This is a genomic window from Haloprofundus marisrubri (assembly GCF_001469955.1).
Lineage (GTDB): Archaea > Halobacteriota > Halobacteria > Halobacteriales > Haloferacaceae > Haloprofundus > Haloprofundus marisrubri.
Genome location: NZ_LOPU01000013.1, coordinates 14,223 through 33,226 on the forward strand (window position 1 = coordinate 14,223; position 19,004 = coordinate 33,226).

Annotated in this window: 22 protein-coding genes; 11 read left to right on the forward strand and 11 right to left on the reverse strand. The window is 64.2% G+C overall.

The window, feature by feature from the left end; translation table 11 throughout:
- The first annotated feature begins 575 nt into the window (after positions 1-575).
- Positions 576-1,133, forward strand: a complete 558-nt coding sequence (locus AUR64_RS02540) for a PAS domain-containing protein (protein WP_205628363.1) — start codon at positions 576-578, stop codon at positions 1,131-1,133.
- 33 nt (positions 1,134-1,166) lie between these two features.
- Here the strand turns inward: AUR64_RS02540 and AUR64_RS02545 are convergent, their stop codons facing one another.
- Positions 1,167-1,874: an SOS response-associated peptidase gene (locus AUR64_RS02545; protein ID WP_058580388.1), complete on the reverse strand. Its 708-nt coding sequence runs from the start codon at positions 1,872-1,874 to the stop codon at positions 1,167-1,169.
- Positions 1,875-1,971: 97 nt separating this feature from the next.
- Between AUR64_RS02545 and AUR64_RS02550 the strand changes: the two genes are divergently transcribed.
- Positions 1,972-2,721, forward strand: coding sequence for a ribonuclease H-like domain-containing protein (locus AUR64_RS02550; RefSeq protein ID WP_058580389.1), 750 nt, complete (start codon positions 1,972-1,974; stop codon positions 2,719-2,721).
- Between the two features lie 23 nt (positions 2,722-2,744).
- On the opposite strand, the gene AUR64_RS02555 is transcribed toward AUR64_RS02550, so the two are convergent.
- The gene (locus tag AUR64_RS02555) at positions 2,745-2,942 is read right to left on the reverse strand and encodes a DUF5800 family protein (RefSeq protein ID WP_058580390.1); all 198 of its coding nucleotides are present in this window, start codon (positions 2,940-2,942) and stop codon (positions 2,745-2,747) included.
- Between the two features lie 94 nt (positions 2,943-3,036).
- Between AUR64_RS02555 and AUR64_RS02560 the strand changes: the two genes are divergently transcribed.
- Positions 3,037-3,891, forward strand: a complete 855-nt coding sequence (locus AUR64_RS02560) for a polymer-forming cytoskeletal protein (RefSeq protein ID WP_155120483.1) — start codon at positions 3,037-3,039, stop codon at positions 3,889-3,891.
- Between the two features lie 48 nt (positions 3,892-3,939).
- A complete protein-coding gene (locus AUR64_RS02565; protein WP_058580463.1) occupies positions 3,940-5,115 on the forward strand; it encodes a redox-regulated ATPase YchF in 1,176 nt (391 codons plus the stop codon).
- Between the two features lie 134 nt (positions 5,116-5,249).
- Here the strand turns inward: AUR64_RS02565 and AUR64_RS02570 are convergent, their stop codons facing one another.
- Both AUR64_RS02570 and AUR64_RS02575 read right to left on the reverse strand, forming a co-directional pair.
- A complete protein-coding gene (locus tag AUR64_RS02570; RefSeq protein ID WP_058580392.1) occupies positions 5,250-5,570 on the reverse strand; it encodes a PadR family transcriptional regulator in 321 nt (106 codons plus the stop codon).
- 201 nt (positions 5,571-5,771) lie between these two features.
- Entirely contained in the window at positions 5,772-5,993 is a 222-nt protein-coding gene (locus AUR64_RS02575; RefSeq protein WP_155120485.1) for a hypothetical protein, read from the reverse strand.
- A 193-nt stretch (positions 5,994-6,186) separates the two neighbouring features.
- Here AUR64_RS02575 and AUR64_RS02580 point away from each other — a divergent pair, with 193 nt between their 5' ends.
- A complete protein-coding gene (locus AUR64_RS02580; RefSeq protein ID WP_058580394.1) occupies positions 6,187-6,366 on the forward strand; it encodes a hypothetical protein in 180 nt (59 codons plus the stop codon).
- A 43-nt stretch (positions 6,367-6,409) separates the two neighbouring features.
- On the opposite strand, the gene AUR64_RS02585 is transcribed toward AUR64_RS02580, so the two are convergent.
- The 4 genes from AUR64_RS02585 to AUR64_RS20850 all read right to left on the reverse strand — a co-directional run bounded on the left by AUR64_RS02585 (position 6,410) and on the right by AUR64_RS20850 (position 10,480).
- The gene (locus tag AUR64_RS02585; protein ID WP_058580395.1) at positions 6,410-7,264 is read right to left on the reverse strand and encodes a UbiA family prenyltransferase; all 855 of its coding nucleotides are present in this window, start codon (positions 7,262-7,264) and stop codon (positions 6,410-6,412) included.
- Between the two features lie 104 nt (positions 7,265-7,368).
- Positions 7,369-8,490 (reverse strand): pyridoxal phosphate-dependent aminotransferase, encoded by a 1,122-nt coding sequence (locus AUR64_RS02590; RefSeq protein WP_058580396.1) that lies wholly within the window; start codon positions 8,488-8,490, stop codon positions 7,369-7,371.
- A 116-nt stretch (positions 8,491-8,606) separates the two neighbouring features.
- On the reverse strand, positions 8,607-10,247 hold the full coding sequence (locus AUR64_RS02595; RefSeq protein ID WP_082230559.1) for a right-handed parallel beta-helix repeat-containing protein: 1,641 nt from the start codon (positions 10,245-10,247) through the stop codon (positions 8,607-8,609).
- 80 nt (positions 10,248-10,327) lie between these two features.
- Positions 10,328-10,480, reverse strand: a complete 153-nt coding sequence (locus tag AUR64_RS20850) for a hypothetical protein (RefSeq protein ID WP_169794651.1) — start codon at positions 10,478-10,480, stop codon at positions 10,328-10,330.
- 103 nt (positions 10,481-10,583) lie between these two features.
- On the opposite strand from AUR64_RS20850, the gene AUR64_RS02600 reads away from it, so the two are divergent.
- Complete coding sequence (locus tag AUR64_RS02600; protein WP_058580398.1) at positions 10,584-11,930, forward strand: DEAD/DEAH box helicase family protein; 1,347 nt, start codon at positions 10,584-10,586, stop codon at positions 11,928-11,930.
- A gap of 13 nt (positions 11,931-11,943) precedes the next feature.
- On the opposite strand, the gene AUR64_RS02605 is transcribed toward AUR64_RS02600, so the two are convergent.
- Positions 11,944-12,360, reverse strand: coding sequence for a hypothetical protein (locus AUR64_RS02605; protein WP_071391197.1), 417 nt, complete (start codon positions 12,358-12,360; stop codon positions 11,944-11,946).
- A gap of 125 nt (positions 12,361-12,485) precedes the next feature.
- Between AUR64_RS02605 and AUR64_RS02610 the strand changes: the two genes are divergently transcribed.
- Together AUR64_RS02610 and AUR64_RS02615 are read left to right on the forward strand one after the other, a co-directional pair.
- Positions 12,486-13,991 carry a DUF790 family protein gene (locus AUR64_RS02610; protein WP_058580400.1) on the forward strand — a complete coding sequence of 502 codons (1,506 nt, stop codon included), beginning with the start codon at positions 12,486-12,488 and terminating at the stop codon, positions 13,989-13,991.
- 86 nt (positions 13,992-14,077) lie between these two features.
- Positions 14,078-14,815 (forward strand): hypothetical protein, encoded by a 738-nt coding sequence (locus tag AUR64_RS02615; protein ID WP_058580401.1) that lies wholly within the window; start codon positions 14,078-14,080, stop codon positions 14,813-14,815.
- 11 nt (positions 14,816-14,826) lie between these two features.
- Here the strand turns inward: AUR64_RS02615 and AUR64_RS02620 are convergent, their stop codons facing one another.
- Together AUR64_RS02620 and AUR64_RS02625 are read right to left on the reverse strand one after the other, a co-directional pair.
- Positions 14,827-15,378, reverse strand: coding sequence for a DUF7122 family protein (locus tag AUR64_RS02620; RefSeq protein WP_058580402.1), 552 nt, complete (start codon positions 15,376-15,378; stop codon positions 14,827-14,829).
- On the reverse strand, positions 15,375-16,355 hold the full coding sequence (locus AUR64_RS02625; RefSeq protein ID WP_058580403.1) for an RsmB/NOP family class I SAM-dependent RNA methyltransferase: 981 nt from the start codon (positions 16,353-16,355) through the stop codon (positions 15,375-15,377). The genes AUR64_RS02620 and AUR64_RS02625 overlap by 4 nt, the downstream gene beginning before the upstream one ends.
- Before the next feature lie 107 nt (positions 16,356-16,462).
- Between AUR64_RS02625 and AUR64_RS02630 the strand changes: the two genes are divergently transcribed.
- The 3 genes from AUR64_RS02630 (at position 16,463) to AUR64_RS02640 (ending at position 18,917) form a co-directional block, all read left to right on the forward strand.
- Positions 16,463-17,206, forward strand: coding sequence for a proteasome assembly chaperone family protein (locus AUR64_RS02630; protein ID WP_058580404.1), 744 nt, complete (start codon positions 16,463-16,465; stop codon positions 17,204-17,206).
- 215 nt (positions 17,207-17,421) lie between these two features.
- Positions 17,422-18,099 carry a nucleotide exchange factor GrpE gene (locus AUR64_RS02635; RefSeq protein ID WP_058580405.1) on the forward strand — a complete coding sequence of 226 codons (678 nt, stop codon included), beginning with the start codon at positions 17,422-17,424 and terminating at the stop codon, positions 18,097-18,099.
- A gap of 113 nt (positions 18,100-18,212) precedes the next feature.
- Positions 18,213-18,917 (forward strand): alpha/beta fold hydrolase, encoded by a 705-nt coding sequence (locus AUR64_RS02640; protein WP_082230561.1) that lies wholly within the window; start codon positions 18,213-18,215, stop codon positions 18,915-18,917.
- Positions 18,918-19,004: the final 87 nt, after the last annotated feature.

Here is a 19,004-nt window from a genome sequence, read left to right on the forward strand (position 1 = left end):
CATCCGAGACGTTGCTGGAGTTCTCGTCTACTCTTGTTGGACACTGCTTTGAATAGCCATCCGGATATCCTGCTAGATAGATTTTCAGAAACCTATGCAAACATCTGGTTATCTAGCTGTATCGAAATTTCGACCGACAGGTACCGCGAGTCTCTCACTGCCGAACGACCAGTAGACATCGACCATGCCTCACCGATATTCGTCCAACCGGAGTTCGCTCGACTGTACGACCCATAGACATCGACACCGAAGACCCATCGCTGAGCTATCGAACTCTGACTCCCCCGAGACGTTGGTATCGCTCGAACGCCGAGTTCACCGATTCCGAGCGACCAACCGGGTTCGAGTTCGGAACTTCGTCCGTCACCGAACAGACAAACCACATGTCGCTATACCTAATTGGTGGTCTCCCTTCGAGTTTCAGAGCTCGAAAATACCGCTCTCCGTTCAGTCGGACGAGGTGCGCTGAACTGCGCTGTTCGGCGTCTGCAACGGTTCGGAGGCCGACAGACGTTTCTCTCGAATCTACCTACGGTCACTCGGAAGCGCACAGAATGTCCCTTCGACGCAATATCATGGACTGCTTGCGTCTCGACGAGCGAGCGTTTCGACCCGCCGTGGTCGAACTCCACGACGAGTACGGCCTCGGCGAGGGGCGACTACGTGAGTCGCTGTCGGACGGGTTCGAGGCGTTCGACGGCCCCGACGAACTCGACGACTACGAGACGTTCGGCGAACACGAGCGCAGACTCGTCTGGCGCATCTGGCTACTGGACGCGGTTTCCCTCGGCCTCACGCTCTCGGGGCCGGTGTATCAGGACAACCCGCTTATCTACGCGAACTCGGCGTTTCGAGAACTGACGGGCTACTCGATGGCGGAACTTCGCGGCGAGAATCCGCGACTGCTTCAGGGACCAGAGACCGAATCGTCGCCCGTCGACGACCTCCGGGAGGCACTCGATATCTGGGAACCGGTGACGGTCGAACTGTGGAACTATCGAAAGGACGGCACTCCGTTTCGGAACCGGGTCTCGCTGCTGCCGGTCGAAGACGACACGGGGATGGTCACTAACTGGGTCGGCGTTCAGGAACGCGTCGACCACGAGGCTGACTCGGAATCGGCGTCGAACTGAGCGACCTTGGCCGTCTCTTCTCCCGTTTCCCTCTCACACCGACTGTTTTTCTTCGACCAACGCCGGCGAGTCGTTCGCGGGGCTGTTCACCTGCGTCGAGACCGGGTACGCCCGCATCTCGGCTTCGGGGTACGGGTCCAGAAGCGTCGACGCCCCGTCCGCGTCGGCAGTGAGCCACTCGTGTTCTTCTTCCGGCGCGAGCACTACCGCCATCCGGTCGTGCAGCGGCGAGACGACTTCGTTCGGTTCCGTCGTGATGATAGCGAACGTCTCTATCGGGTCGGGGTCGCTCGCCCCACCGTCGTCGGTGAACTCGCCGAGTCCAGTCTGTGCTTCCGAGGGCGTCCACCGTTCCCAGATGCCGGCCATGGCGAACGGCCGGTCGTCTTCGAAGGCCACCCGATACGGTTGCTTTCCGTCGCCGTTCTCGCGCGGGGTCCACTCGTAGAAGCCGTCGGCGGGAACGAGACAGCGTCGCCGCTCGAACGCGTCGCTGAAACTCCGTTTCTCGGCGACGCTCTCGGCGCGAGCGTTGATGAACGACTTCGAACGCGACTCCGCCCACGTGGGGATGAACCCCCACTGGACGAACTGCAGACTGTCGGGTGCGTCGTTCGTGATAATCGGAAGGTTTTGACCGGGCGCGCAGTTGTATCGCGGTTCCAGCGGGCGCTCGGCGGTCACGTCGAACCGGTCTTCGAGTTCGGGTTGCGGGGTGAACAGCGTGTAGCGGCCACACATAGTTCGAGAGAGGGTGGCGACCGAGTTAGGTCGTCGGTTCGTCCGCCTCGCGTGACGGTGCGACGGCTTTAGGTTTCCCCGTCTCCGGCGTACGGACGTGCGAATCGAGAACAGTTTCATCCCCGTTCGCGGCGTCGGCGAGAAGACCGAACGCCAACTCTGGGAGTCGGGTATCACCCACTGGGACGAGTTCGAGCGGTCGGCCGTCGGCGAAACCACTGCGGACCGCATCGAGACGTTCATCGCCGAAGCGACCGAGCGCCTCGATGCCGGCGACTCGCAGTACTTCGATACCGCCCTCCCAAGCAGCGCGCGCTGGCGACTGTACGAGAACTTCCGCGACGACGCGTGTTTCTTCGACATCGAGACGACCGGCCTCGACGCCTCCTACGCCGACGTGACGACGGTGAGTCTCCACCGCGACGGCGAGACGACGACGCTCGTCCGCGGGCAAGACCTCTCGGCGGAGAGACTCCGAGACCACCTCGCGGACGCGCCGCTTCTCGTCTCGTTCAACGGCATCCGCTTCGACGCGCCGTTCTTAGAGGAGTCGTTCGACATCGACGTCGACGCCCCGCATCTCGACTTGATGTACCCGTGCAAAACGCTCGGGTTCTCCGGCGGTCTCAAACGTATCGAGAAGGACCTCGGCATCGACCGTGACCGGCCGGACCTCTCGGGCCGTGACGCGGTTCGACTGTGGCGCGAGTACGAACGCGGCGACGACGAGGCGCTCGATACGCTCGTCTCGTACAACCGTGACGACACCGTGAACCTCCAGACGCTCGCCGACGACGTCTCCTCGCGTCTGCACGACGACGTGTTCGCCAGCGTCTGCGGGCGTTGAAAAAGGGGCGCTAAACGAGCAGTTCAGGCGAGAATATCGCCGATGCGGCGCGCTTCGCCGTTCAGTTCGGGCTGTTTCTCGACGATTTTCAGCACCTCGTGGTCGGTCACGTCCGGGTAGGATTTCTGCGTCGCGTCCTCGATAAGCTGTTTTTCGAGGCGGAACTCGGTTCCGTCGTAGACGACGTCGACGCCCTGTTCGTCGAAAGAGAGGACAGTCATACCCGCCGTTTGCCACCGGGACGTAAAAACGTGGCCTGTCGTCGGACGGGCGTCTTGCGGACGGTTTATTATCCCTGACGTTTTGGTGCGGACTGTGCCACCCGGTCAGGACCCCCTCGACGCACTCCGCATCCCCGACGGAACGACCGTCGAGGAACACGACTTGGTCACCGACGGCGACGTCATCGTCGGGAGCCAAGCCACCGTCGACTTCGGCGTCCGCGGCCGGAACCTCGCGGCGGGCGAGCGCGTCACCTTCGGCGGCGACATCGAAGCCGACGGCGACTGCCGTCTCGATATCTGGTGCGACGTCGCCGGCAACGTCCTCGTCGGCGACGACGCTTACCTCGGCGAACGCGTCCACATCGGCGGCCGCCTGATGGTCTCGGGCGATTTGGACATCGGCGACGACGTCGAGATAGACGAGGGGTTCGAAGCCAGCGGCTGGATTGTCATCCGCAACCCGGTCCCGACGCTCGTCTTCTACTTCATCGTTCTCTCGCAACTCTTGAAACTCGGCGAACGCGACGCCGCCAACGAACTCGCGGCGGCGATGGCCGACGGCGACGTCCAACGCGACCCGCTCGTCGTCCCGCGCGGCGGCCACGTCTCCGACGACGCGTGGCGCGTCTCCACGCCCGCCCGTATCGGTAGCGACTGTCGCCTCCACGGCAACGTCCGCGCGGAGTCCATCCAAGTCGGCCAACGCAACAACATCTTCGGCAGCCTCCGCGCCCGCGAAGACATTTTCGTCGGCTCTGAAACCCGAGTGCATGGCGACGTGACCACTCGAACCGGGACGGTCCGCGTCGACGAGGGCGCGCGCGTTCTCGGCGACGTCTCCTGTTCGGACCTCGTCGTCCACGAAGGTGCGACCGTCGACGGGTCGATGCGCGCGCGCGGCGAAGTGAAACTCGTCCGTTCGGATATGACGCGCGAAATCGAGTGAGTCTCCAGTAACCGAAAGGAAATTCCCCACGACTGCGGAATGGTGAGTATGCTCACCATCGCGCTCGCGGGCAAGCCGAACGCGGGCAAGTCGACGTTCTACACCGCGGCCACGATGGCCGACGTGGACGTGGCGAACTATCCCTTTACCACCATCGACGCCAACCGCGGCGTCACGTACGCACGGACGGAGTGTCCCTGTCTCGAACGCGACGAGCGCTGCGGCAACTGTGAGGACGGCAAACGCTACGTCCCCGTCGAACTGCTCGACGTTGCAGGGTTGGTCCCCGGCGCACACGAGGGCAAAGGCCTCGGAAATCAGTTCCTCGACGAACTGACGAACGCCGACGTCATCGTCAACGTCGTCGACGCCTCCGGCGGCACCAACGAGGAGGGCGAACCCGTCGAAGTCGGCACGTACGACCCTCTCGACGAGGTGGACTTCATCGAAGAGGAGATGGACCAGTGGCTCGCGGGCATCATCGACCGAAACTGGGAGTCCGTCGAGCGCAAATCCCGCTCGCCGGAGTTCGACATCGACGACGCCCTCGCGGACCTACTTACGGGGTTCGGTGCGTCGGAGTACGAAGTCGCCGCCAGCCTGCGCGAACTCGACTACCCGTCGGACCCGATGCAGTGGACCGACGAGCATCGTGAGGCGCTGGCGCGTGACGTTCGCGCGCGAACCAAACCCATCGTTCTCGTCGCCAACAAAGTCGACATCGCCCCCGAGGAGAACGTCGAACGCCTGCGCGAGACGGACAAACTCGTCATCCCCGCGACGGCGGACGGCGAACTCGCGCTTCGACGCGCCGCCGAGGCCGGTATCGTCGACTACGACCCCGGCGACGAGGATTTTGAACTCGTTGGCGACGTAAACGACGCCCAGCGGAAGGGCCTCGAACAGATTCGTGACGTGATGGCGGAGTACGGCGGCACCGGCGTCCAGCAGGCGATAAACGAAGCGGTGTACGACTTGCTCGACCACCTCACGGCGTATCCGGTTCAGAACGAGTCGAAGTGGACCGACGGACAGGGGAACGTCCTCCCCGACGCCTTCTTGGTGCCGGAGGGGTCGACGCCGCTGGACCTCGCGTACGCCGTCCACTCCGACATCGGCGACGGCTACGTTCACGCCGTCGACGCCAAGTCGAAACGCCGTATCTCCGACTCCTACGAACTGGAAGAAGGCGACGTCATCAAAATCGTGAGTACGGCAAAATAGTCGTGAAAACGGCGGAATAGCCGTGAATACCGCGACGTAGCCACGTTTCGCGTCCCTGTCGAGAGCCACCGAGCGTCCACACCGACGCTCCGCTCTCGACTGTGGTGCGCGAAAAAGGTGTTCAGAAGCCGTCGTTAGTCGGCGCTGCTGCCGACCGTGTTGTCGCTACGCGCGTCGGACGCGCGGTTGTGCTGTTGACGCTCCCACGACCATCGCTGTCGGATGGCGCGCCGGCCCGATTCGGTCAGTTCGTAGTAGTTCGTCCGCTGGTCGAGCGTCCCTTTCTCGACGAGGCCCGACTCGACGAGGATGTCGAGGTTCGGGTACAGACGACCGTTGTTGACCTCGCCGCCGAGGTACTCCTCGATGTGGACTTTGATGTCCTGTCCCGAGGGGTGGTCGTGTCCCGCACAGACGAACAGCAGGTCTCGTTGGAAGCCAGTTAGGTCGTTCACATCAACACGGAGGACACTCAGGATGTTAGTTATCGAGCTGCTAAGCAGTATTTCGTGAATTTCACCGCAGAGTTAGTAACTGCTTGCCGACCGTATCGACCGTCTATCGCGGACCGTTTCAGACCGTTTCAGACTGTTGCAACCCGATGCTGTCTGGTGGTTTCTCCGTTCACACGATTTACCAACATATCCGACCGAGTTTCACGCTCTGACGGACCGCAGATTCCCCGTCACGGCGATTCGAAGCAGCACCGCAGAGAACAGCACCACCCAACACGCGAAGAAGACGACGGCGATGGTTCCCAGATACTCGACGTCGGTCCCGCCGACTTGCAACTCCTTGAGCTGCCACAGATACACCGTCGTCTCCACACCCATCACGACGAGGAGCACCGCGACGACCCTAACCGTCTTCGTCGACACCGTTGCTCCCTCGGTTCTCACCAGAACAGCTTCTGAAAGTGAAGTTCTCTGTGAAATACATTTACAGACTCTACTCACCGTGGTGTAGATATAGGTACTGCTGGCCGTCTCGTGTGGGGCGGTCCAGCGACCTGTCGCTCCCGAACGACACCCGGACCGACGTTTGAAGTAGCTCCTTGTTGGCAGCTAGCATATGTTTAGGGCCATCCTCCCCGACGGCGACATGGAGTGTGCGAACTACGAACACGGAAAGCACGGCGTCAACATCTTCACCGCTGACGAGGAGTTCATCGCGTTCATCCCGTACACGAACCTCGTCGCGCTCATCAACGAAGAGGTCCAACTCGGCGACGAACCGTCTATCGCGGACTGACCGGCCGGCGAGTGGCCCCGGTCCGTTCTCACGTCCCTAGTGTTCACGAGAACGGCCGATACCACACCGCCGCGACGAGAAGCGCCAAGAAGACGTACGACCCGCGGACAAGCAGCATCGTCGCCAGCGTCGGTTCCGTCGTCCGCGCGGAGACGGCGACGACGATACCCAACGCGATGGCCGCGGCGACGGTTCCGACCGGGAACACGCCACCGGATGCGAACCCGACGACGAGTCCGAGTCCAGAAACGAGAAACGCGTACGCGAGTCGGCGGGCGTCACGCCGGCCGAGAACGACTGCGACGGTCCGTTTGCCGATAGAGCGGTCGTACGCGTAATCCTTCGAGTCGTCGATAATCTTCACGCCCGTGAGTATCACGAGAAAGACGAGCGAAAACGCCAGCGGCGTCGCTGCGAACGTCTCGGTCTGGACGTAGTACCCACCCAAGATAGCCAACGCGATACCCGTGGGATAGCCCAACGTCGTCGTCACCGCTCGCATGTCCAACTGCGGGGCGTGGAGGTAGCCGATTACCCAGCAGGGGAGCGTCACCGCGGCAGCGACGGGGTCGACGAGCGCCCAGAGAGCGGCGAGACAGCCTGCGAACCCGACTGTCGCTCCGACGAGCGCGAGACGGCAGCCACCGACAGAGAGGGGATGGTCGTCGTCCTCGTCTCGGAGGTGGAAGTCGACGTAGCCGTCCTTGACGTGGGCGGTGTAGACGGCGAAGAAGACGGCGAGTGCGTGGACTGCGCCGACGACAGGCGAGAACTCGCCGGCGAGTACGCTGCCGAACCACGACGCGGCGACCGGCGGTAACATGAACACCGGGTGTACCTGTGACCCGAACGCCCGAAGCGCCGCGACCGGTCCGGTTCCGTGTCGTGCGACTCCCATGGGCTAGTCGCCAGTAAACGGAGAGATAAATCCTGTCCGCGTCGATACCGCGTCGATTCTGTGTCGACACCGCGTCGATACCGCGTCGCTCGCGCGACTGTGACTCAGCGAACCGCTCGCGTGGCGTCGGCCATGATTTCGATGGCTTCCTTCAGTTCCTCGGTCCCCGTCGCGTACGACAGGCGTGCGTAGCCCGCGCCGTGTTCACCGAAGGCATCGCCGGGGACGACGATGACACCCCGCGACAGCACCTCGTCGACCCATCCCTCCGGGACCTCGGGCATCGCGTAGAACGCGCCGCCGGGCGTCGGCACCTCCAAGCCGGCATCGGTGAGGCCGTCGACGACGAGGTCGCGTCGCTCGCGGAACGAGTCGGTCATCTCGTCGACGATGTCGCGCGGACCCGACAGGGCCGCCTCAGCGGCGTACTGCGCCGGAGCGCTCGCGCAGGCTTGGACGTACTGGTGAACCCGCAGCATCCGCTCGACGCGGCGCTCTGAGCCGTACACCCAGCCGAGTCGCCAGCCAGTCATCGAGAACAGTTTCGAGGCCGAGTTGACGACGACGACGTTGTCGGTCTCGGCGTACTCGATGGGCGAGCGGAACTCGCCGTCGAAGACGGTGTACTCGTACACCTCGTCGGAGATGCAGAGCACGTCGTGCTCGTCGGCGATGCGGGCGAACTCGCGGATATCTTCTTCGGGCGAGACAGCGCCCGTCGGGTTGCCGGGGCTGTTGACGACGAACGCCGCCGTGTTCTCGGTGATGGCGTCTTCGACCGCTTCGGGGTCCAAGGTGAGGTCCTCGCGGAGCGGAACGGGGACCGGTTCGCCGCCGGCGAGTTTCGCCAGCGCGTCGTAGGAGACGAACCCGGGGTCGGGGATGAGCACTTCCTCGCCGTCGTCGACGTGCGCCTCCATGGCGATGTGGAGCGCCTCGCTGCCGCCCGCAGTGGCGATAATCTGTTCCGGTGAGAGGCTGATTTCTTGGTCGGTTTCGTGCTTGGTGGCGATAGCCTCACGGAGCGGGAGAATCCCTTTGTTGCCGGTGTAGCCGTCGGCTTTCCCGGACTGAATGGCGTCGACGGCCGCCGCTCGGGCGTGTTCGGGCGTCGGGAAGTCGGGTTGGCCGATGCCGAGGTTGATGGCGTCCTCGCCGGCCGCCTCGAACACCTTCCGGATGCCGCTGATAGAGATTCGCTCGACTCGCTGGGAGAACTCCGTCATGCACCTATCCGTGTGTGCCGCCAGCATAGTTCTTGCTTCCGCGGAAGCCAGTCGAAAACAGGAGAGAAATCCGGCCGACGGTGTAGTGTCGCGCCCGCGACACCGTTCGACCCGCTTCAGTTGTTACGGACGACGTTACCGCTGGAACCGTTGCGCAGGAGAATCTCGCGGCCGCCGTTGGTGCGGACGTCATTGTTCCCGACACGGTTGTTGTCCGAATTACTGAGTTCGATACCCTCGTCGTCGTTGCGGACGACTTCGTTGCCGACGAGTTCGTTCTCGTCGGCGCGAAGGAGGTAGAAGCCGTCGTCGCCGTTGTCGCGGACGACGTTGCCCTCGAAGCTGTTGCGGTCGGACCCGCGGACGTAGAAGCCGTCGTCGCCGTTGCCGACGACGGTGTTGTCGGCGAACCGGTTGTCGCTGCTCTCGCCGAGTCCGATACCGTCGTCGCGGTTGTTCGTCACCGTGTTGCGTTCGACCGTCGCACCCTCGGTGTTCGTCAGGCCGATACCGTCGTTGCGGTTCCCGTCGACGGCGTTCTCGACGATGGTCGTCTCGGGCGCGGCGACGACGTTGACGCCGTTGACGTGGTTTTCCACGAGTTCGTTGCCGTCGATGGTTGTGCCTTCGGCACCGCGGACGAAGACGCCGTCACCACCGTTTTCGCGGACGGTGTTGTCCGTGACTTCGGTGTCGATAGCGCCTTCGCCGAGGCCGATGCCGTCGTCACCGTTGTTCTCGACGAGGTTCGAGCGGACGAGAGTGCGCTCTGCGGAACCCTCCGAGTCGCCGAAACTCTGCACGGCGATACCGTCGTTGCCGTTCTCGCGGACGACGTTCTCCTCGACGACGTTGTCGGCGGTGTACGACGAGACGAAGATTCCGTTGACGCCGTTACCGACGATTTCGTTGCCGCGGATGGCGTTGTCGGTCGAATCGCCGAAGTCGACGTCGCCGTCGAGGTAGACGCCGTGGCGGTCGTTCCCTTCGATGCGGTTGTTTTCGACGACCACGCCGCCGTACATCGAGGTGAGGAGGACGCCGAACTCGTTGTTCTCGATGGTGTTGTTCGAGACGGCGACATCCGAGGCGGCGAACACCGCGAGTCCGTACCGCTCGTTGTCGGCGATGCGGTTCTCGGCGACGACGGAGTCGGCCGTCTCGCTGAGGCTCATCCCGAACGTGTTGGAGACGATATCGCTGCTCTCGACGGTGAACGTCCCGAACTCGCCGACGACGCCGAGGAGGTCGTTGTCGCGGACGACGCTCTCTGTGACCCTCAGGTCGGCTCCCGTCGCACCGATACCGACGAGGTTGTTCTCGGCGACGACGTTCTCGACGGTCGCCTCGCTGTCGAACCGTACCTCGACGCCGACACCCCAGTCGGAGACGACGACGTTGCGGACGGTGACGTTGCTCGCGGAGTCGAAGTCGCCGACGACTTCGATGCCGACGCTCGGTCGGCCGTCGATACCCTCACGGCGTTCGGTGAGTCCGTCGACGGCGTGGCCGCCACCGTCGAAGACCACGTCGGAAGACTCGATAGTGATGCAACTCAGTTCACCGAACTCGGCGATGTCGCGCGTCAGTACGTACACGCCCGGTTCCGAGATGAGCGTGCAGGAGTCCACTTCGTACGCCCCATCGGTCTGCCCCGCCGCGAGACCGACGAATCCGCCGAATCCGACGAACCCTCCGACCGTCGAGACGACGAGTAGGGTCACGACGACGGACACACCTATATAACGAACATTCATGAAGTATTGACGCGAGGCGGAGAGATAACAGTAATTCAGACGTTCGGGACGGTTAGACCGGCGAAAAGTGATGCGAGGGCCTATCCGTCGACTTCGTCTCTGAGGTCTTCGATGTGCGCTTCGAGCAGTCCGAGTGCCGCGTCGGCGTCCATGTATCCCTGTTCGTACTCGCCGAGAACGGTGTCGGTGTCGTCGAGGAACGTCTCGACTGCGGATTCGAGTTCGTCTGCCATACCCACCCCGTCGATTCGGAGGCTCTTGTCTCATTGGGTCCGCCTCCAGCAATCTGCCCCCGCTCCGGAGCGCCTTTAGTCTCCACCCGCAAACCCCGGAGTAGTGACGGTCACGTTGCGCTACGAGGACGGCACTATCCGCATCGACGCCGACAGCGGCGACTCGGTGCCGTCGCTGCCGTTCGTCGAGGAGGACCCGCGAAGCGGCGTCGCCCGTGCGCCCGCCTACCGCTACGCGCAACTCCGGCGCGTTCTCGACGGCTGTGGCGTCGACTGCGACGACCGGGTGCTGCCCGACTCTTCGCTCACGCTCTCGACGACGTACGACCTCCGCGAGTACCAACGCGACGCGTTGGACGCGTGGCGCTCGAACAGCCAACGCGGCGTCCTCGAACTCCCGACCGGCAGCGGGAAAACCGTCGTCGCCATCGCCGCGATGGTCGAACTCGGCGTCCCGACTCTCGTCGTCGTCCCGACAATCGACCTGCTCGAACAGTGGCGACGCGAACTCGAAACGGAGTTCGAGATGCCTATCGGCCAGTTCGGCGGCGGCGAGCAAACCCGAGAAGAAATCACGGTTTCGACGTACGACTCGGCGTACCTACGCGCCGACGAGGTCGGCGGCAACTTTGGGTTCGTCGTCTTCGACGAGGTTCACCACCTCGGCGGCGAAGGCTACCAAGATATCGGCCGCCTGCTCGCTGCACCCGCCCGAATGGGTCTCACAGCAACATTCGAGCGCCCCGACGGCGCACACGAGGCTATCGAGGAACTCGTCGGCAGTCGGGTGTACGACATCTCCGCCGACGAGTTGGCGGGCGAACACCTCGCCGACTACGCGATTCGCCGTGTCGAAGTCGAACTCACCGACGAGGAACGCGAACGCTACGAAGACGCCCAGGGAACGTTCGTCGACTACCTGCGGACGGCGAACATCACGTTCCGAAGCGGTAGCGACTACCAGCGACTGGTGAAACGTTCGGGGAACGACCCACGCGCACGCGAGGCCTTGCTCGCAAAACAGCGCGCCCGCGACATCATGATGAACGCCGACGAGAAGGTGCGCGAACTCGGTCGGATTCTGGACCGCCACCGCGAGGACCGCGTCATCGTCTTCACCGCTCATACCGACCTCGTCTACCGCCTCTCCGAGCGGTTTCTGCTCCCCGCTATCACGAACGAGACGGGCGCGCCCGAACGCCGCGAGATTCTCGGCCGATTCAGAGAGGGCACCTACTCGCGGGTCGTCACGGCGAACGTGTTGGACGAGGGCGTCGACGTGCCGGACGCGAACGTCGCTGTCGTCCTTTCTGGTAGCGGAAGCGAACGCGAGTTCACTCAGCGACTCGGCCGGATTCTCCGGCCGAAGGACGATGGGCAGGTGGCGACGCTGTACGAACTCGTGAGCGCCGAAACTGCAGAAGAGCGGGTGGCGGCGCGGCGGCGGTGACTCGGGCGCTAGTTTATCCGGAACCGGCCACTGCCACGCTCACCTGCAACTGCCCGTTGCGCTGGAACTCCTCGAAGGAGACGGGGACGACCGTCTCGAACTCCGCCGTCGAATCGCCCGAAACCGTCACCTCCGCTGTTCCCACCGTTTCTTCGTCGCCGACGGTGACACGAACCCGCACGACGCCGGTTCGCTCCTCGGGACTTCCGTTGTCGACGGTGCCGAACGCGCGAAGTTGGTCGTTATCGGTTCCTTCGTAATCGAACGCGGCGATGGAGAGCGGGTCCGGTTCGGGCGTCTGCTGGGGGCTGTCCGCCGGTGCGTCGGGCGGACCGCGCGGACCCGTCGCCTGTGGGAGCGAGGAGAGACAGCCCGCCGAGAGCGCTGAGAGCGCCGGGAGGAGTGCGGTCACGAACGTCCGTCGCTTCATGGCCGAGCGTCTGCGCGGGCCCGTATGAGCCTTGTCCTCCGTCGGCGACGGCGTGACCCCGAAGTCACCGAAGCAGCCGACCAAAACCCCACGGCGCTTTTATCACCCGAAACGAAACGACGACCGTGCTGACGAAAGACCTCCTCCGAGTGTCGCGCCGTGGCGGCGGCTACCGGCCGCAGTTCGTCGACTCGTCGCGTCGGCCGCTGGCGGCGACGGTGCTCGGAACCTACGCGGACCACGTCGGCGAGCGGCGGGAGGCACTCACGACGGCGCTCTCGAACTTGGAAGCCGACGCCGACGACTTCAAACTCGTCCGCGGGTTCGCCGCGCTGGCCGACCGGGAGGCGACGTTCGAGACCGACGCCGCGTTGCCGCCCGAGCGTGCGCGTCGCGTCGTCTTCGAGAGCGCCGAAGCCGTCGGCGGCGTCGCCGACGACGATGACCGAACCGCGGCGCTCGACACCGCGGCGGACCGACTGGGCGTCGAAAGCGACGAAATCGAAACGTCGCTGTACGCCGACAGAGACGTGAACCAGCGGCTCGCCGCGTTCGACTCGCGGTGGTCGCCCGACGAACTCCTCTCGCAGTACAACCTCTCGCTCGCTCAAACAGCCCTCTTCGACGCCACCGAGGTGAGGGTCCGAAGTTCGGACCCGAAGGCGCTCGTCTCGACGGTCAAACGGCTTCGGCTGATGTACGAGATTCGAAAGACAGACGAAGGGAGAGAGGTCGTCGTCACCGGTCCAGACTCCTTGTTTCGTCGGACTCGACGCTACGGGACCGGGTTCGCGCGCTTGCTTCGAACGGTCGCCAAATCGAGTGACTGGTCGCTCACCGCGACCATCGACGACAGGGGAACCGAACGCGAGATGACCCTGACTAACGAGGACGTGTCGGTGCCGGGCGTCGAACCGGTCGCGGAACCGACGTACGACAGCGGCGTCGAATCCGACTTCGCCGCCCGGTTTTCCGCTCTGGACCTCGACTGGGACCTCGTGCGCGAACCCGAACCGCTCGAAACCGGGTATCGCGTGATGATTCCGGACTTCGCGTTCGACTACCGACACAGCGAGTTCAGAATCTACTTCGAGATTATGGGCTTTTGGACGCCCGAGTACGTCGAGAAGAAGCTCTCGCAACTGGCGGAGTTGGAAGCCGTCGACATGGTCGTCGCCGTCGACGAGTCGCTGGGCGTCGGCGAGGAGATTCGCGCCCGCGACCACCGCGCGATTCCGTACTCGGGGTCGGTTCGACTGAAAGACGTCGTCGACGTACTCCGCGAGTACGAGGCCGACCTCGTCGCCGTCGCGGCCGACGGCCTTCCCGACGAACTCACTCCGGCGGCCGACGTGACGACGCTCGACGCCGTCGCTGCGGAGTTGGGTGTCGGCGTCGACGCCGTCGAAAATCGCGTCTTTCCCGAACACGAACGACTCGGACGGACGCTCGTTCGGCCCGCCGTCCTCGACGAGGTCCGTGCGGAACTCGACGCGGGGATGTCGCTGTCGGCGGCCGAAGCGACGCTCGACGAACACGGAATCGACGACGCGAGTGCGGTGCTTTCGGCGCTTGGCTACCGCGTCGAGTGGGAGGGACTCAGCGGCGGGACCCTTCGACAAAAGGCGTGACCGAAGCAGAATCGAGCGACTCCGGAGCGCCGAGGCTGACAACGAGTCGATAAAAAGCACTTACGGCTCGCCTGCGTTCCGACCCTATGGCGGACTCAGTAGGGCCAGCGCCGACCGAAAACACTCGTCGGGGTGACCCGATTCGGTGTACGTTCCGAGCCGACGGCACCGACGACACCGACGCCGAGTACGAAGGCGTGATTCAGCCGTGGGCTGGTCGAACCGGCGGCCTCTACGTCGCGTGGCAAGTCGGCCCGGTGTCGGGTCGACTCGGCACGTACCGCGCCGCCGCCGACGAACTCCGCTTCGGGTACAGCGGATTTCCCGAACGACCGGGACAGCGTCGGTACGCGGCGAAGCTCTCCGAGAGCGTCTCCGACCGCCTCAGCGCGGAACTCGCTTCGCTCACCGAGCCGATGCTGTCGCCGCATCTCGGCGCGATACCGACCGTTTTCGACAGCGAGGTGTTTCTCGCACCGCCGAACGCCGCCACCACCGGTGAGGTCCACCACTACGAACTCGTCGGGCGAAAAGGGACGTTTCGGGGCTGGATACAACCGTGGCGACCACCGAACGGCGGCGCGGTGTACGTCGCGTGGCGACTCGACAGCGAGGACCACGACACCTACCCGTTCGAGGCAACGGGTCACCGCTTCGGCGTTTTCTTCGACGGCGCGGTGTGGTTGGGGTCGGTGTTCGACACGGTGTCGCTGTTCCGAATCGCTTCCGGAAGGACCGGGTCGCTCGACAGTCTCGGCGAGGACGTGGAGGCGCTGTACGAGGAGACGACGGGGCGGCGGTTTAGGGCGACTGAGCGCGAGTAATCGAAGAAATCTCAGTCCAGCACCGGCAGCGACTCCTGTCGCCCCTTCGGCACCGTCGACCGGAGTTCGCCGTGTAGATACAGACCGACACCCATCGGTTCACGTTCGCCGACGAGTTCGTGGGCGACGAGGAGGTAGCCCCAGTCGCCGTCCCACTCGACTTCTTGGTCCTCGCCGGCGGCGAAGCGCGTCGCCGCCTCACCGGAGAGTTCGACGACGTTCTTCGTCGCATCTCGTCCGAATCGCTGGACGGCGTTCGTCGTCGGCTTCCAGTGTTCCTGTCGCGTGCGCAGGAAGGCCATCCCGAGACCTTCGATGCGGATGGGGTCGACGGTATCGCCGCCGAACGCCCAGATTTTGCCCTTGCCTTTCTCCCAGAAGGTGAACTCGTCGAACGTTTCTGGGGAGATACCGAACCGCTCCTCCCACCAGCCGACGACTTCCTCGCGGGTCGCTCGGCCGGGAACTTCGCGCTCGTCGGCGGTTGCGGGGAGGCGGTCGAACTGCTGGCCGGAGTTCGACGGTGTGTCTCCAGTTTCGTCGCCGTCGTGCTCTCCGCTCATGCCGTCACCTCCAGTTTCGCACAGAAGAACCCGCCCGTGTCGTTGTGGTGCGGGTAGACGCGGTGAGCCTTCGTCACGTCGGGGTGGTACTCCTCGCCCTCCCACTCGGTGACACCTGAGACAGTGTCGAGCGGCGAGTCGAACTCGACCATCCGGCAGTCTTCTTCCTCCAGCGCGTGGGTGAGGATGGCCTCGTTCTCCTCGGGGGCGAACGTGCAGGTGGAGTAGACGACGGTGCCGCCGGGCTTCGTCGCCTGAATCGCACGGCGGAGCACACCTTTCTGGATACCGGCGACGCTGTGGACGTGGTCCAGCGTCCACTGGTCGAGTACGTCGGGGTTCTTTCGAACTGTGCCTTCACACGAACAGGGCGCGTCGACGAGCGCTCGGTCGAACGCCTCGCGTGCCGCCTCGTCGGGTTCGTCGTCACCATCGCTGTCGCTGCCGTCGTATCTGTAACCGCCGAACTGGTCGGAACCGAACGGTTTCAGCGAGAAGTTTCGAGCGTCTTGATTCGTCACTGCGAGATTTGTCACACCGAGTCGTTCGGCGTTGTGTCGCAGCGCCGAGAGGCGGCCGAGGTTGTTGTCGTTGCCGACCAAGAGACCCGTATCGTCCATCTGTGCGGCGAGTTGCGTCGTCTTACTTCCGGGAGCGGCGCAGGCGTCCCAGACGAACTCGCCGGGTTGGGGGTCGACGGCGAGCGCCGGCAGTGCCGATACTTCCTCTTGGCCGTGAAGCCAGCCGTGGAAGTACGGCCACGTCGTTCCCGGACTGCGGCCGTCGAGTTTCAGGATTTCGTCGTGCCAGCCGGCCGGTTCGTAGCCGACGTCCTCCTCGTCGAGCGCTTCGCGGGCGCGTTCGGGCGTCGTCTTGATGGTGTTCACGCGGACGACGGACGGAAGCGGTCGCTCGCAGGCGGCGAAGAACGCCTCCTCGTCGTCGACGAGCGGCGCGTACCGCTCTAAGGGATTCATGTCCCTGCTTTCCCGGCGGCGCGTTTGTCCGTTTCGGACTGCGGCGCTGGGTTCATTCTGTCGCCCTCGCGGGGCGGTTTTACAACGCTGGCGCACCTATCTCGGCCATGGCGCGAATCAACGTACTCGCCGACGACTTGTCGTTCGACGAACCGCTGCTCGTAGAGGGACTGCCGGGCGTCGGACTGGTCGGTAAAATCGCCGCCGACCACCTCGTCGAGACGTTCGAGATGACTCACTACGCGAACGTCCACTGCGAGAGCATCCCCAAGGTCGCCGTCTACCGCGACGACGACCGGGGGGTCCACACACCGGTGCGCATCTACGGCGACGCCGAACGGGACCTTCTGGTCCTCCAGAGCGACGTTCCCATCTCGCCGGGCGCGGCCACCGAGTTTGCGGACTGTCTCAGCGACTGGTTCGACGACGTGCGCCTCACGCCCATCTACATCAGCGGCCTTCCCCGCGAGAAGGACGAGGAACCGCCGGAACTGTACGGCATCGGCACCGGCGACGCCGCGTCGATGCTCGACGACGCCGGCATCGACGCACCTGCCGAAATGGGTCTCGTCTCCGGTCCGACCGGCGCGCTGTTGAGCTACGCCGTCGAAAACGAGATGGACGCCGTCGGCCTCGTCGTCGAGTCCGACCCGCAGTTCCCCGACCCGGAAGCGGCCCGCGTCGTCGTCACCGAGGGCATCAATGCTCTGTCCGATATCGACGTGCCGACCGACGACCTCGTCGACAGAGCCGAGGAGATTCGAGACGCCAAGCAACGGCTGGCCCAGCGGCTTCAGAACGCCCAGAACGACGAGAGTTCGCAGGCACAGCCGCTGCGGATGTATCAATAGCACCTTTTACGCTGCGCGGACGGCGAAGCCGTCCGCTCGGTAAAAGCTGCACCAAAAGCACTCCTCCCTCGCTTCACTTCGTTCCGCTCAGTCGTCGGCCCGCTCGCTCACTTCGTTCGCTCACGGTTCGACTGGTACTGTCCCCGCTCTTGCCCACCCCCACCTCGCCGTTTGTTTCTGCAATCCTTAAGCCGAACCAGCGGTACGTTTCGACTATGACCGACGACGCTACTGACGAGTCAGCGGCGGAGCGACAGGCCGACGAACACACCGAGGAATCGGTCGACGGCGCGTCGGCGGACGCCGAGGCGGCCGAACGCGTCGACCACGGCGGCGAGCAAGTCGAAGGGGAATCGGCGACCGACGGACTCGCCGCACGCGCGGCGGAGTACGACGACGACCTCGCCGCCGACGTGGCTGCCCTCCAGTCGCGCGCCGACGAACTCGAATCCGACCTCGACGAGAAAGACGCCCGCGTCGAGGAACTGGAGTCGGGCCTGCGCCGCACGCAGGCGGACTTCAAGAACTACAAGAAACGCGCCCAGAAGAAACAGGACGACATCCGCGACCGGGCGACCGAGGACCTCGTCGCGCGTCTCGTCGGCGTCCGCGACAACCTCCTGCGCGCACTCGACCAAGAGGAGAGTGCAGACATCCGTCCCGGCGTCGAGTCGACGCTCAAGGAGTTCGACCGGGTTCTCGACGACGAGAACGTCGAACCCATCGAACCCGACGCCGGCGAACCCGTCGACCCACAGCGCCACGAAGTGATGATGCGCGTCGACAGCGACCACCCCGAGGGAACCGTCGCCGACGTCTACCAACCCGGCTACGAGATGGCCGAGAAAGTCATCCGCGCGGCACAGGTGACGGTGAGCAAAGGCGACGAGTAATCCCTCTCAGCTTTTAGACCCGGACTGACCGCTTCGCGTACGCTTTTGTCGACTCGATGTCAGTCTCTATCATGCGACTCTCGCTCCGCAACCGCTTCCGTGAGACGCCGCGCATCCGATTTTCGACCCACGGTGACGGCGACGAGGACCTGTTGTTCGTTCTCGGCTGGGGGAACGAACCCGAACACGAACACGTCTCGTGGCTTCTCGACCGTCTCGGCGAGCGCTATCGCGTCCACGCGGTCACCATCCCCACGAACGGTTGGGAGTTCGACGACCAGTATCTCGCCCCCGTCCGCAACTACTGGGAGGACCACGAGTTCGACGCCGTGTTGAGCCACAGCACGGGTGGTCTCGTCACCGCCCACCTCGCCGCCGTCGTCGTCCTTCCGCCACAGGTGTTCTTGAGTCCGTGGTGGGGGATGGCCCCGAACGAGGGCGTCGAGTCGCTCCTGCTTCCGTATTTCCTGTCGCTGCCGACGAGCAGACGACTGCTCGAACCCGAGCGAGACACCGCACACATCGGCGACCTGAAGTCCGCAGACGAGTACGAGGGCGAACCCGCGGCGCTCTCGCCAGCGTTTCTTTCGACCATCGTCGACGCGCAAACCCGACTCCCGGGGTTCGACGACCGAGACGTGGTGTTCGTCTCGCTGTCGGACCGTATCGTGAGCGTCCGCGCCATCGGTGACCGGACGCCGGCCGCGAACCTCAGGCCGTACGACGGTGGCCACGAGTTCTTCGCGTCGTCCGGTCGGGAGACGGTGGTCGAAGACGTACTGGCCGCCCTCGACGCGGGAGTCGACGCCGTTCGATGACGCGACGGAACCGCTACACGATTGTATAAAAGCACTCTCTCTTGTTTCGTTCACCCTCGGGAAAACCGGGAGACAGCGGCGACCCAC

Excerpts from the sequence above, each read along its gene's own strand:
- AUR64_RS02555 (WP_058580390.1), bottom strand. The coding sequence starts at position 2,942 with ATGACTGTCCTCTCTTTCGACGAACAGGGCGTCGACGTCGTCTACGAC.
- AUR64_RS02540 (WP_205628363.1), top strand. The coding sequence starts at position 576 with ATGGACTGCTTGCGTCTCGACGAGCGAGCGTTTCGACCCGCCGTGGTC.
- AUR64_RS20850 (WP_169794651.1), bottom strand. The coding sequence starts at position 10,480 with ATGGCAGACGAACTCGAATCCGCAGTCGAGACGTTCCTCGACGACACC.
- AUR64_RS02565 (WP_058580463.1), top strand. The coding sequence starts at position 3,940 with ATGCTCACCATCGCGCTCGCGGGCAAGCCGAACGCGGGCAAGTCGACG.
- AUR64_RS02620 (WP_058580402.1), bottom strand. The coding sequence starts at position 15,378 with ATGAGCGGAGAGCACGACGGCGACGAAACTGGAGACACACCGTCGAAC.
- AUR64_RS02595 (WP_082230559.1), bottom strand. The coding sequence starts at position 10,247 with ATGAATGTTCGTTATATAGGTGTGTCCGTCGTCGTGACCCTACTCGTC.
- AUR64_RS02630 (WP_058580404.1), top strand. The coding sequence starts at position 16,463 with ATGGCGCGAATCAACGTACTCGCCGACGACTTGTCGTTCGACGAACCG.
- AUR64_RS02585 (WP_058580395.1), bottom strand. The coding sequence starts at position 7,264 with ATGGGAGTCGCACGACACGGAACCGGACCGGTCGCGGCGCTTCGGGCG.
- AUR64_RS02545 (WP_058580388.1), bottom strand. The coding sequence starts at position 1,874 with ATGTGTGGCCGCTACACGCTGTTCACCCCGCAACCCGAACTCGAAGAC.
- AUR64_RS02635 (WP_058580405.1), top strand. The coding sequence starts at position 17,422 with ATGACCGACGACGCTACTGACGAGTCAGCGGCGGAGCGACAGGCCGAC.
- AUR64_RS02580 (WP_058580394.1), top strand. The coding sequence starts at position 6,187 with ATGTTTAGGGCCATCCTCCCCGACGGCGACATGGAGTGTGCGAACTAC.
- AUR64_RS02590 (WP_058580396.1), bottom strand. The coding sequence starts at position 8,490 with ATGACGGAGTTCTCCCAGCGAGTCGAGCGAATCTCTATCAGCGGCATC.
- AUR64_RS02605 (WP_071391197.1), bottom strand. The coding sequence starts at position 12,360 with ATGAAGCGACGGACGTTCGTGACCGCACTCCTCCCGGCGCTCTCAGCG.
- AUR64_RS02615 (WP_058580401.1), top strand. The coding sequence starts at position 14,078 with ATGGCGGACTCAGTAGGGCCAGCGCCGACCGAAAACACTCGTCGGGGT.
- AUR64_RS02625 (WP_058580403.1), bottom strand. The coding sequence starts at position 16,355 with ATGAATCCCTTAGAGCGGTACGCGCCGCTCGTCGACGACGAGGAGGCG.